This is a genomic window from Loktanella fryxellensis, assembly GCF_900110065.1.
Lineage (GTDB): Bacteria > Pseudomonadota > Alphaproteobacteria > Rhodobacterales > Rhodobacteraceae > Loktanella > Loktanella fryxellensis.
In genome coordinates this window covers 239736-251325 of sequence record NZ_FOCI01000001.1, presented here as the reverse complement: position 1 = coordinate 251325, position 11590 = coordinate 239736, and the positions used below count along the sequence as shown (strand labels likewise).

Here is an 11590-nt window from a genome sequence, read left to right as displayed (position 1 = left end):
GGCGCAGCCGGGGGGCTGGCCCCCCTCCGGCCTCACCCTCTGCGCGACCGTTCCGAGAACCGCGGCAGCATCGCCGAAAAGTCGCGCCCGGCACCATCCTCGCGGTTGACGAACTGGTCATAGAGCGCACGCGCCGCCTCGCCCAAGGGCGTGTCCGCATCGGCGGCCTTGGCCGCTTGCTGCGCCAATGTGAGGTCCTTCAGCATCAGGTCGGCGGCGAAACCGGGTTTGTAGCCGTTGTCGGCGGGGGACGTGGGGCCGACGCCGGGGGCGGGGCAATAGGCGTTCATCGACCAGCTCGACCCGGAGGACGTGCTGACCACGTCGAACATCGCCTGACGGTCCAGCCCCAGCCGGTCGGCCAGGTTGAACGCCTCGCAGGTGGCGATCATCGTGACGCCGAGGATCATGTTGTTGCAGATCTTGGCCGCCTGACCGTTGCCAGCGTCACCGCAATGCACGACCTTTTGTCCCATGACCTCGAACAGGGGGCGGCACGTCTCGAACGCCGCCACCGGACCGCCCGCCATGAACGTCAGCGTGCCGTTGGTGGCGCCGCCGATGCCGCCGGACACCGGCGCGTCGATGGCCGTCAGGCCCGCAGCGTGTGCCGCCTCCGCCACGGCGCGGGCGGCCTCCACATCCACGGTGGAACAGTCGAGGTGCACCGCGCCGGTGCGCATGGCGGCATGGATGTCGGCGGCGACGCTGCGCAGGATCGCGCCGTTGGGCAGCATGGTGATGACCACGTCGGCATCCGCCACGGCGGCGGCGGCGCTGTCGGCCATGGTCAGGCCGTCGGGCCGGGCGTGGGTGTCAAAGCCGGTGACGGCGTGACCGGCACGGGCCAGATTGGCGGCCATGGGCGCGCCCATGTTGCCCAGCCCGATGAAGGCGATGTTCATGGATGATCCTCAGGATGAAGGGCCTCTGGCCCGAGTGGTGCAAGAAGGGCCGCGACCTCGGCCGCGGGCACCTGCCAGTCGGTGTGCCGCCAGCGGGGTGTGCGGTCGCGGTCGATCAGCAGGGCGCGGACCCCTTCGAGGAAATCCGCGTCCGCCATCGCCCGGTGGGTGAAGCGGAACTCCAGTCCCAGTGCGGTGCGGATCGAGGGGTCGTCGCGGACCGCCCGCACGATGGCCAGCGTGCAGGCCATCGACAGCGGCGCGTTGCGTCCCATCAGGTCGAGGGCGTGGGCGATGGGGGCGGGTGGCACTGCGTCGGGACGGTCGCCGATGGCAGAGAGGTCGGGGGCGGCGAAGGCCGTGTCGATCTCGGCCTGCCACGCCGCCAGTTTAGACGGCGGGGCGGGCAGGGTCGTGGTGGCGATCATGCCGACATCGCCGTGCGCGCACAGCGCGTCCACCAGCCCCGCCCAGCGGTCCTGCGGCACGAAGCTGTCGGCAAAGCCCGCGTGGATCGCATCGCCCGCATCCATCCGGTCGCCGGTCAGGCCAAGGTATTCGCCCAACCGTCCCGGCGCACGGGCCAGCAGCAGGGTCGATCCCACGTCCGGCACCAGACCGATGCCGCATTCGGGCAGGGCAATGCGGCTGGTCTCGCCCACGATGCGGTGGCTGGCGTGGCAGCCTAGTCCTACGCCGCCGCCCATGACGAAGCCCTGCATCAGCGTGACGACGGGTTTGCCGTAACCCGCGATCATCGCATTCACGCGGTATTCGTCGCGCCAGAACCGGCGCGCATCGCCGTAGTCGCCAGCCATCCCCGCTGCGTGCAGGGCGGCCACGTCGCCACCGGCGCAGAAAGCCTTCGGGCCCGCCGCGTCGATGATGACCAGCGCCACCGCCGGGTCATGGCGCCAGCGGGTCAGCGCATCCTCGATCCCGTGGACCATGGCGGGGGTCAGGGCGTTCAGCGCCGCTTCACGGGTCAGCGTGATGCGGCCCGCGTGGCCGTCCTGCCGGACGTGAAGGTGCTCGGTCATGATGCGATCAGGTCGCGGGCAACGATGAGGCGCATGATCTCGTTCGTGCCTTCGAGGATCTGGTGCACGCGCAGGTCGCGGACGATCTTCTCGATCCCGTAATCGGCAAGATACCCGTAGCCGCCGTGCAGTTGCAGGCACTGATCGGCGACTTCCGACCCGGTTTCGGTCACCAGTTTCTTCGCCATCGCGCAAAAGCGGGTTGCGTCTGGCGCGCCGGTGTCGAGCTTCCACGCCGCCTGCCGCAAGAAGGTGCGGGCGGATTGCAAGGCGATCTCCATGTCGGCAAGCCGGAACTGCAGTGCCTGGAACTGGTCGATGGACCGCCCGAAGGCCTTTCGCTCTGCCATATAGCTGCGGGTCTGGTCGAGCGCCGCCTGTGCCGCCCCCAAGGAGCAGGCGGCGATGTTGAGCCGCCCCCCGTCCAGCCCCTTCATCGCATAAGTGAAACCCTTGCCTTCCTCACCCAGCAGATCGGCACCTGCAATGTTGCAATCGTCCAACTGCACCTGACGGGTCGGCTGGCTGCGCCAGCCCATCTTGTCCTCCAGCCCGCCAAAGCTGAGCCCCGGCGTGCCGTCCGCCACGACGAAGGCGCTGATGCCGCGCGCCCCATCCTCGCTGGTGCGGGCCATGACGATGTAGGCGTCGGAATAGCCACCGCCCGAGATGAAGGCCTTGGTCCCGGTCAGCGCGTAGCCCGCGTTGCTGCGCACGGCGCGCGTCTTCAACGCCGCGGCGTCGGACCCGCTTGCGGGTTCCGTCAGGCAATAGGACAGGACGGTGTGCATCGCGATGGCGTCTGGCAGCAGACGGTCCTTCATCGCGTCGGACCCGAACTGGTCGATCATCCGCGCGCACATGTTGTGGATCGACAAAAAGGCCGCGACGGACGGGCAGGCCATCGACAGCGCCTCGAACACCAGCGTGGCGTCGAGGCGGGTCAATGCCGTGCCGCCCGCGTCCTCGGAGACATAGAGGCCACCGAAGCCGAGGTCGGCCAGTTTCGGCCACAGGTCCTTGGGGATGGTGCCGTCCCTTTCCCACTGGCGGGCGAAGGGGGCGATGTGTTCGGCCCCACAGGCCTGCGCCATGTCGAAGATGGCGGTCTGTTCGTCGCTGAGCGCGAAATCCATGTCAGTCCCCCTCCCAAGGAAATGAACGGGTGTTCATTAAACGATGGCCGTCGGGTGCGGGATTGTCAAAACGAAACGCCCGCATCCGGTCTGGAGCCGGATGCGGGCGACCAAGCCCCCCGGCTGCATTGGGGGCAACCGACACGGGTGACTGGTTGACACAATCACGGCGTCGGTTGCGCCAAAGTTTCAGGCGGTCAGACAGATTGACCGCGAATTTGGCGCAACCACACGCGGGCCGCGCCGAACGCATGTCAGTCCATCGGCTTGAAATTCAGGGCTGCACCGTCCTTGATCCCCGACGGCCAGCGGGCGGTCACGGTCTTGGTCCGGGTGTAGAATTTGAACGCGTCGGGACCGTGCTGGTTCAGGTCGCCGAACACGGATTTCTTCCACCCGCCGAAGGTGTGATAGGCCAGCGGCACGGGGATCGGCACATTGATGCCGATCATGCCGACGTTCACGCGGCTGGCGAAATCGCGCGCCGCATCGCCGTCGCGGGTGAAGATCGCGGTGCCGTTGCCCATCTCGTGATCCATTGCCAGACCGAGCGCCTCTTCGTAGTCGCTGGCGCGCACGACGCTGAGGACCGGGCCGAAGATTTCCTTCTGGTAGATGTCCATGTCGGTGGTCACGTGGTCGAACAGGTGCGGGCCGACGAAGAAGCCGTCCTCGTAGCCCTGCAGGCTGAAGTCGCGGCCATCGACGACCAGCTCGGCGCCCTGCGCCACGCCGCTCTCGATCAGCTTCATGATGTTGGCCTTGGCCGCGGCGGTCACGACGGGGCCGTAGTCCACGTCGCGGCCGGCGGTGTAGGGGCCGACCTTCAGCGCGTCGATGCGGGGCTTCAGCTTTTCGATCAGCTTGTTGGCGGTCTCTTCACCCACGGGGACGGCGACCGAGATCGCCATGCAGCGTTCGCCAGCCGCACCGTAGCCCGCACCGATCAGCGCGTCTGCGGCTTGGTCCAGGTCGGCGTCCGGCATGATGATCATGTGGTTCTTGGCGCCGCCAAAGCACTGGACCCGCTTGCCGTTTGAACAGCCGCGTCCGTAGATGTATTCCGCGATGGGGGTCGATCCGACGAAGCCTACGGACTGGATCACCTCGTGGTCGAGGATCGCATCCACCGCTTCCTTGTCGCCGTTCACGACCTGCAGGATGCCCTTGGGCAGGCCCGCTTCTTCCATCAGTTCGGCCAGCATCAGCGGCACGGACGGATCACGCTCTGACGGCTTCAGGATGAAGGCATTGCCGCAGGCGATTGCGGGCGCGAACATCCACATGGGGATCATGGCGGGGAAGTTGAACGGCGTGATGCCGGCGGACACACCCAGCGGCTGGCGCATCGAATACATGTCGATGCCCGGACCTGCGCCGTCGGTGAACTCGCCCTTCAGCAGTTGCGGCGCGCCGATGCAGTATTCAACGACCTCCAGCCCGCGCTGCACGTCGCCTGCGGCGTCGGGCAGGGTCTTGCCGTGTTCGCGGCTCAGCGCCTCTGACAGTTTGTCCATGTCGCGGTTCAGCAGGTCGACGAAGCGCATCATGACGCGGGCGCGGCGCTGCGGGTTGGTGGCGGCCCATTTCGGCTGTGCGGCCACGGCGGCGCGCACGGCGGTATCCAGATCGGCGGCGTTGGCCAGCGGCACGCGGGCCTGCACCTCCCCGGTGGCGGGGTTGTAGACGTCGGCGAACCGGCCGGAGGTTCCGGTGACGTGTTCGCCGTTGATGTAATGGGTCAGGTCTTGCATGGCATCCTCCACTGGGTTGGGCACACCATAGCCTTGCGTTTTTCGTGGTAACAGCGCCAATATCCCAAAGTCATTTTGCAATAATGCAAGGATAGGGTGTGGTGCAGAACTGGGACGACATGCGGGTGTTTTTGGCCGTGGCCCGTGCCGAAAGCCTGTCGGCGGCGGCCCCGGTGCTGAAGCTGGACCCCGCCACCCTGTCGCGGCGCATCGCGCGGCTGGAGGCGGCAGTGGGGGCCGCACTGTTCGTGAAATCGCCGCAGGGCTATGCACTGACCGATCTGGGTGGACGGATGATGGATCAGGCCGCACAGGCGGAAACCGCACTGACCCGCGCCGCCGATGTGGGGCAAAGCCCGAGCAGCGGCATCAATGGGCAGATCCGCATCGGGGCACCGGATGGCTGCGCGAACTTCCTGCTGCCGCAGGTGTGCGCGGCGATCCAGGCCGCGAACCCGGATCTGGAGGTGCAGATCCTCGCGCTGCCGCGCGTCGTCAACCTGTCGCGGCGCGAAGCGGACATGGCCGTGACCGTCAGCCCGCCGCAGACCGGGCGCCTGACCGTGCAGAAGATCACCGACTACCGCCTGCATCTGGCGCAGGCCGAAGCCCTGCCCACACCTGCGTCGCTGGCGGACCTGAAGGGGCGGGCGGTGGTGGGCTACATCCCCGACATGATCTTCGACAGCGCCCTCGATTACCTCGGTCCGCTGGCGGCGGACGGGGTGCAGATGGCCAGCAATTCGGTCAGCGTCCAGTTGCAGATGCTGCGGGCGGGGGCGGGGATCGGCGTGGCGCATGACTTTGCGCTGCCGTTCGCACCGGGGGTGCGGCGCGTGCTGGTGGACCAGTTGTCGCTGGTGCGGTCCTTCTACCTCGTGCGGCATACGGCCGACAGGCGGTCCGACCGTCTACGGCGGTTCGCCGATGCGCTGATGGCGGGGCTGCGGGACGAGGTGGCGCGGCTGGAAGCTAGTCTTTGCGCTGCTTCAGTGGCAGATCAACTGACAAGCTGATGTTGTGACGACGCTTGTACCAATAGGCCACGGGTCCCTCGATCAAGAGCGACAAGATCAGGGCGAACCAGAACCAGTTGGTTTCAAACAAGAGCGCGTCGAACCGGACGCCGCTGCCCCAGAACAGCGCGCCCACCACACCAATCTGCGCCAGCGTCAAAACGGCGTCGTATGCCGCCAACCGGCTGGCCGTGCGCACGCGCAAAATCGGATAGGCGAACACATATGCAAAAACAACAAAGGCAATCACGATCAGCACGACGGTGGTTTCAGGTGCCATCGCATTCTCCTGCAATATGGGGGGCAGACCAGATGCCGACTTTGCCAACATCGCCAAGACAATTGACAGTGGAGCAGATCATCTGAAACGCTGGGAATGTTGTCAATCGGGAGGGTGTCATGCTTGTTCGACAGATCTTGAAATCGAAGGTCACACAGGACGTGGTCTGGGTCAGGCCGACGGACACCGTGTCCGCTGCCGCTCGTCTGATGTCTGAAAACCGGATCGGCACGGTGATCGTCAGCGCCGACGGCGTGGCTTTGGCCGGTATCCTGTCGGAACGCGACATCGTGCGCGAGGTGGGGCGTGCGGGGGCGGCCTGTCTCGACTGGACGGCGGATCGGCTGATGACGTCGCACCTGACGACATGCACCCCCACCGACAGTGCAGATCGCGTGCTGGAGATGATGACCGAAGGGCGCTTTCGCCACCTGCCGGTGTTGCAGGACGGGACGATGATCGGCCTCATTTCCATCGGTGACGTGGTAAAGGCGCGCCTGTCGGAACTGTCGATGGAGAAATCGGCGCTGGAAGGCATGATCATGGGCCATTGAGGGGTTTCGCCCGCTTCCAGTATGCCGTGGGATGCAGGTCTTGCGGTCGCCTGCAAAATAGGCTTTGCCTTGGCTGACGAAAGATTGTTGCGAGGCGACCATGCGCGTAGGGCTCTATCCCGGCACCTTCGATCCCGTGACACACGGGCATATCGACATCGTGCGCCGGGCCTGTTCGCTGGTCGACACGCTGGTGATCGGCGTCGCGATCAATCGCGACAAGGGGCCGTTGTTCGATCTGGCCGAACGGGTCGAGATGGTCCGGTCGGAGGTCGTGCCGCTGGGCGAACCGCTGGGCACGCAGATCATCGTGCATCCGTTCGAGAATCTGCTGATTCACTGCGCCCGCGACGTGGGCGCTGGCGTCATCATCCGCGGCCTGCGGGCCGTGGCGGATTTCGAATACGAATTCCAGATGGTCGGCATGAACCGCAGCCTCGACAACTCGGTCGAGACGGTATTCCTGATGGCGGATGCGAAAAATCAGGCGATCGCCAGCAAGCTGGTGAAGGAAATCGCGCGGCTGGGCGGCGACGTGTCGAAGTTCGTGACACCGGTGGTCGAAGCGGCGCTGCTGTCGAAACTGGCGCCGAAGGCCTGACGCCGCACGCGGCGGCGCCAGACCGGTTTGGATTAGCCGTACACGGCCTGACGGGCGATCAGTCGCGCGTCGGCGCGGTCGATGTTCAGGTCCAGCGCCACGTCGAGGGGCATGGCGCGGATTTCCCGCTTTGTCCGGCTGTAGTGGGCGCGTTTCGCGATGGTCCGGCGGATGGTGTCGATCAGTGTCATGGTCTCTGCTCCTTTCGGGGGCTGGAATGCTCCTCTTACCCACGGAAGATAGCGATGCTGCACTGCAGCACAACCACTGCATTTGGAATGGGACCCTTGCGTGTGACGCAAGGGCCGCTGGCGGATGCGCCTCAGGTTGCCTGATCTTGCCCCACGTTCACGAAGGCCCAGGCGTCGCGTTCCTCCTCGGACGAAAAGGTTTTTGCATCGACCGGAATGACGTGGTTCATCACCTCGATCATGGTTTCGGCGGCGGGGGGCGCGCCCACGGTGGCATAGCGGTTGACGTTAGTCAGGCTGCCGAATTGCGCTTTCATCGCTGACAGGTTGGTACCCACGGCGGCATCGGACGCCTCGAAATCCTTGAAGCGCAGCAGGATGTTGATCTTGCCCGGATGGCGGTCGAAGGCCGCATTCAGGATGTCGCCCATCTGGCGCATGCCTTCCGCGTCCAGTTTGTCGGTGATCTCGAACGCATAGACGTGGGGAAAGTCTGTGGGGATCGGTGTGATGCCGTGCTGCGATGTCATGGGAAGCCCTCTCAAGGATGCATGGCGCAAAACGCGCCGCCCGATCAAGCGGTTCCCGGATATGAAAAGGGGCCGGCCCCTGTGCAGGACCGGCCCCCCATGCGTCACTGCCTGACGGCGATCAGATCAGCTTGCCCATCGCCACGGCCACGTCGCTCATGCGGTTGGAGAAGCCCCATTCGTTGTCGTACCACGTCAGGATGCGCACCATGTTGCCGGATAGAACCTTGGTCTGGTCCATGTGGAAGGTGGACGAGGCCGGGTCGTGGTTGAAGTCGGTGCTGACCATCGGCAGGTCGGTATAGGCGAGGACACCCTTCATCGGGCCGTCGGCTGCGGCGCGGATCGAGTCGTTGATCTCTTGAACGGTAGTCTCGCGGCTGGCCTCGAACACCAGATCGACGACGCTGACGTTAGGCGTCGGCACGCGGATCGCCACGCCGTCCAGCTTGCCGTCGAGTTCGGGCAGCACGAGGCCCACGGCCTTGGCGGCACCTGTGCTGGTCGGGATCATCGACAGGGCCGCGGCGCGGGCGCGGTAAAGGTCCTTGTGCATCGTGTCCAGCGTCGGCTGGTCGCCGGTATAGCTGTGGATGGTGGTCATGAAGCCCTTGGTGATGCCGACCGCGTCGTGCAGCACCTTTGCCACCGGCGACAGGCAGTTCGTCGTGCAGGATGCGTTCGACACGATGATATCGTCCGCCGTCAGCGTGTCGTGGTTCACACCGTAGACGATGGTCTTGTCGGCATTGGTGCCGGGGGCGGAAATCAGCACCCGCTTCGATCCGTTCTGCAGGTGCGCCTGGCAGGCGTCCTTGCTGGTGAAGATGCCGGTGCATTCCATCACGATGTCCACGTCGCCCCACGGCAGGTCGGCGGGGTTGCGCATCGCCGTCACGCGGATCGGGCCGCGGCCGGCGTCGATCGTATCCTGTGTCGTGGTCACGGTGCCTGGAAAGCGGCCATGCACGCTGTCGAAGCGCAGAAGGTGGGCGTTGGTTTCCACCGGGCCGAGGTCGTTGATGGCCACGACCTCGATGTCGGTGCGGCCCGATTCGATGATCGCGCGCAACACGTTGCGTCCGATGCGTCCGAATCCGTTGATTGCGACTTTGACGGCCATGATGACATTCCTTGTGCCGGGTGGTGCGGCACGGTGGCCGCTTGCGCCGCGACCTTTGCCAATTTGGGCCAAACGTCAAGTGGGCCGTGTCAGCGCCAGAACGCGACCCATTCCAGCAGGTCCGTGAACTTGCGCGCCAGAAACAGTGGCGCACCCAGCTGCAGGACATAGTGATCGAGCGCAAGGAAGGCTGCGATGCACAGGATCAGACCAAGGGCGACGGTGTTCGACATGGGCTCTGTCTAGTGCGGATGCGGCCTGCTGCCTAGACCGGGTGGCCTTGCTGCGGGGCGGCAAGAAGCTAGATTGTCGCACAGATTACAGGGATGACGCGCATGAGCGGACTGCTGGCACTGCTGGACGATGTGGCGGCGATTGCCAAGGTGGCGGCGGCCAGCGTGGACGACGTGATCGGTCAGGCGACCAAGGCGGGCGCCAAGGCCGCAGGCGCCGTGATCGACGACGCCGCCGTGACGCCGAAATACATGCAGGGCTTCGCCGCCGACCGCGAACTGCCCATCGTGTGGAAGATCGCGAGGGGCTCGATCTTCAACAAGCTGGTGATCCTGTTGCCGGTGGCGCTGCTGCTGTCAGCCTTCGCGCCGTGGGCGATCCCGCCGCTGCTGATGATCGGCGGTGCCTATCTGTGTTACGAGGGGGCCGAGAAGATCCTGCACATCTTCCACCCCGAACCCGCCGCCGTGACGGTCGTGGGCGACGCCGTCCTGCTGGAGGAGCAGCGGATCAAGGGCGCGGTGAAGACCGACTTCATCCTGTCCGCCGAGATCATGGCGATCTCTCTGGCTGCGATCACCGTCGACACCATCTGGCTGGAAGCCGTCGTGCTGGCCGTGGTGGGTATCGCGATCACCGTCGCCGTCTACGGCGCCGTCGCCCTGATCGTGAAGGCCGACGATGTGGGCCTGCTGATGGCCGACAAGGGTCGTCTCGGCCTGACCCGCACACTGGGGCGCGGCATCGTCAAGGGGATGCCAACGTTTCTGTTCGTCCTGACATGGGTCGGCACGGCGGCGATGCTGTGGGTCGGCGGGCAGATCGTGGTGCACGGTCTGGGGCAGTTGGGCTTTCACGGACCGGAGGATCTGATCCGCGGCTGGGCGGTCGCGGCGGCGTCTGGTGCGCCTGCGGGCTATGCGGGTGCTGTGCAATGGATCGTCACCGCCGCCTGCGACGGCGTGCTGGGGCTGGCGCTCGGGCTGCTGATCATCCCGCTGGTGTCGCATGTGCTGAAACCCGTCATCAGCGCCGTGCGGCCCGCATGAGGGGCGCTGCTGCGGCGCTGCTCACGGCGCGGCTGCTGATCGGGGCGCTAATGGTCGGGGGGGCGATGCAGAAGACGCTCAGCCCCGACGATGCGGGCGGCCTGCTGACAGGCATGGGGCTGCCCTATGCGCTGGTCTGGCCCGCGCTGATCTATGATGCGGCGGCGGGGCTGGCGCTGTGGCTAGGGATCGCTGTGCGGCCCGTGGCGGTGACGGCGTCGGTCTATTGCGCGGTCACCAGCTTCTTCCATCTCGACGTGTTCCTGACCACCGGCGACAGCTGGCAGATGACGATCTTCGGCAAGAACTGGGCCATTGCTGGGGGATGCCTGGCACTGGCCGTGGCGGGATCCGGGCCGTGGGCGGTACGGCCCGACCGGCCGTGATGGCGGGACTGAGAGAGCTGTATCACGGGCCATCCGATAGGGCGGTGGCGTTCCGCTATGGCCTGCTGATCTTTGATCTGGTGACGATCGTTTTCGTCATCGCCACGTCCTTCTTCGCACTGAGCACTACGATCATCGCCGTCGATCTGGTGATCGGCCTGGTCATCCTGATCGACTTCACGATCCGTTTCGTGTTGGAGCAGAACAAGCGCAGCTGGCTGCGACGGCCCGGCACATGGGCCGACATCGTGGCGACAATCTCGTTCCTCGCGCCGTTGCTGGGGTATTCGCTGGGGTTCCTGCGGGTGCTGCGGACCCTGAGGCTGCTGCGCAGCTACGAATTGCTCAGCCGGTTGCGCATCGATTTTCCGTGGTTTCGCGCGCGCGAGGATCTGATCCTTGCCGTCACGAACCTGATGGTGTTCCTGTTCATCATGACGGGCCTGATCTATGCCACGCAGGTCCGCATCAACCCCGAGATCCGCAACTATGCCGATGCGCTGTATTTTACCGTCGCCACGCTGACGACGACCGGATTCGGCGACATCACGCTGGATACGACGGGTGGGCGGATGCTGTCGGTCGTGGTGATGATCGTCGGCGTGTCGCTGTTCCTGAACCTGCTCAAGGTGCTGTTCCGCCCACCCAAGGTGCGGCAGGAATGCCCGACCTGCGGGTTGCAGCTGCACGACAGCGACGCGGTGCACTGCAAGCATTGCGGTGGCCCCATGCACATCGACACCGAAGGCGCGATCTGACCATGGGGGCGTGTCCGGGCGCAGGCAGGCGCG

General features: G+C 65.6%; 15 protein-coding genes. 6 read left to right on the top strand and 9 right to left on the bottom strand.

Annotation, left to right across the window (positions count from 1 at the left end):
• Positions 1-32: 32 nt before the first annotated feature.
• The 4 genes from mmsB to BMX16_RS01215 form a co-directional block, all read right to left on the bottom strand.
• Positions 33-905 (bottom strand): 3-hydroxyisobutyrate dehydrogenase, encoded by an 873-nt coding sequence (gene mmsB, locus BMX16_RS01230; RefSeq protein ID WP_089897852.1) that lies wholly within the window; start codon positions 903-905, stop codon positions 33-35.
• Positions 902-1945: an enoyl-CoA hydratase/isomerase family protein gene (locus tag BMX16_RS01225; protein ID WP_089897850.1), complete on the bottom strand. Its 1044-nt coding sequence runs from the start codon at positions 1943-1945 to the stop codon at positions 902-904. Before BMX16_RS01225 ends, mmsB begins: the two co-directional genes overlap by 4 nt.
• Complete coding sequence (locus BMX16_RS01220; protein ID WP_089897848.1) at positions 1942-3081, bottom strand: acyl-CoA dehydrogenase family protein; 1140 nt, start codon at positions 3079-3081, stop codon at positions 1942-1944. Before BMX16_RS01220 ends, BMX16_RS01225 begins: the two co-directional genes overlap by 4 nt.
• A gap of 254 nt (positions 3082-3335) precedes the next feature.
• Complete coding sequence (locus BMX16_RS01215) at positions 3336-4835, bottom strand: CoA-acylating methylmalonate-semialdehyde dehydrogenase (RefSeq protein WP_089897847.1); 1500 nt, start codon at positions 4833-4835, stop codon at positions 3336-3338.
• A gap of 101 nt (positions 4836-4936) precedes the next feature.
• On the opposite strand from BMX16_RS01215, the gene BMX16_RS01210 reads away from it, so the two are divergent.
• Positions 4937-5851: a LysR family transcriptional regulator gene (locus tag BMX16_RS01210; protein WP_089898309.1), complete on the top strand. Its 915-nt coding sequence runs from the start codon at positions 4937-4939 to the stop codon at positions 5849-5851.
• Here the strand turns inward: BMX16_RS01210 and BMX16_RS01205 are convergent.
• Positions 5808-6131, bottom strand: a complete 324-nt coding sequence (locus BMX16_RS01205) for a hypothetical protein (protein ID WP_089897845.1) — start codon at positions 6129-6131, stop codon at positions 5808-5810. The two genes, BMX16_RS01210 and BMX16_RS01205, sit on opposite strands and share 44 nt — an antisense overlap.
• A 119-nt stretch (positions 6132-6250) precedes the next feature.
• On the opposite strand from BMX16_RS01205, the gene BMX16_RS01200 reads away from it, so the two are divergent.
• Complete coding sequence (locus BMX16_RS01200) at positions 6251-6685, top strand: CBS domain-containing protein (RefSeq protein ID WP_089897843.1); 435 nt, start codon at positions 6251-6253, stop codon at positions 6683-6685.
• A gap of 100 nt (positions 6686-6785) precedes the next feature.
• Entirely contained in the window at positions 6786-7286 is a 501-nt protein-coding gene (coaD, locus tag BMX16_RS01195) for a pantetheine-phosphate adenylyltransferase (RefSeq protein WP_089897841.1), read from the top strand.
• 32 nt (positions 7287-7318) lie between these two features.
• Here coaD and BMX16_RS17495 read toward each other — a convergent pair whose 3' ends face one another.
• From BMX16_RS17495 to BMX16_RS17490, 4 genes are all read right to left on the bottom strand, one after another.
• Positions 7319-7477 carry a hypothetical protein gene (locus BMX16_RS17495; protein WP_177174535.1) on the bottom strand — a complete coding sequence of 53 codons (159 nt, stop codon included), beginning with the start codon at positions 7475-7477 and terminating at the stop codon, positions 7319-7321.
• Positions 7478-7608: 131 nt separating this feature from the next.
• A complete protein-coding gene (locus BMX16_RS01190; RefSeq protein ID WP_089897839.1) occupies positions 7609-8007 on the bottom strand; it encodes a SpoIIAA family protein in 399 nt (132 codons plus the stop codon).
• Positions 8008-8128: 121 nt separating this feature from the next.
• Positions 8129-9130, bottom strand: a complete 1002-nt coding sequence (gene gap / locus BMX16_RS01185) for a type I glyceraldehyde-3-phosphate dehydrogenase (RefSeq protein ID WP_089897837.1) — start codon at positions 9128-9130, stop codon at positions 8129-8131.
• Positions 9131-9219: 89 nt separating this feature from the next.
• The gene (locus BMX16_RS17490; RefSeq protein ID WP_177174534.1) at positions 9220-9363 is read right to left on the bottom strand and encodes a hypothetical protein; all 144 of its coding nucleotides are present in this window, start codon (positions 9361-9363) and stop codon (positions 9220-9222) included.
• A gap of 102 nt (positions 9364-9465) precedes the next feature.
• On the opposite strand from BMX16_RS17490, the gene BMX16_RS01180 reads away from it, so the two are divergent.
• The 3 genes from BMX16_RS01180 to BMX16_RS01170 are packed head-to-tail and all read left to right on the top strand — an operon-like array spanning position 9466 to position 11557.
• Positions 9466-10413, top strand: coding sequence for a DUF808 domain-containing protein (locus tag BMX16_RS01180; RefSeq protein WP_089897835.1), 948 nt, complete (start codon positions 9466-9468; stop codon positions 10411-10413).
• Positions 10410-10799, top strand: a complete 390-nt coding sequence (locus BMX16_RS01175) for a DoxX family protein (protein ID WP_089897832.1) — start codon at positions 10410-10412, stop codon at positions 10797-10799. Before BMX16_RS01180 ends, BMX16_RS01175 begins: the two co-directional genes overlap by 4 nt.
• Complete coding sequence (locus tag BMX16_RS01170) at positions 10772-11557, top strand: ion transporter (RefSeq protein ID WP_342707791.1); 786 nt, start codon at positions 10772-10774, stop codon at positions 11555-11557. The genes BMX16_RS01175 and BMX16_RS01170 overlap by 28 nt, the downstream gene beginning before the upstream one ends.
• Positions 11558-11590 lie beyond the last annotated feature (33 nt).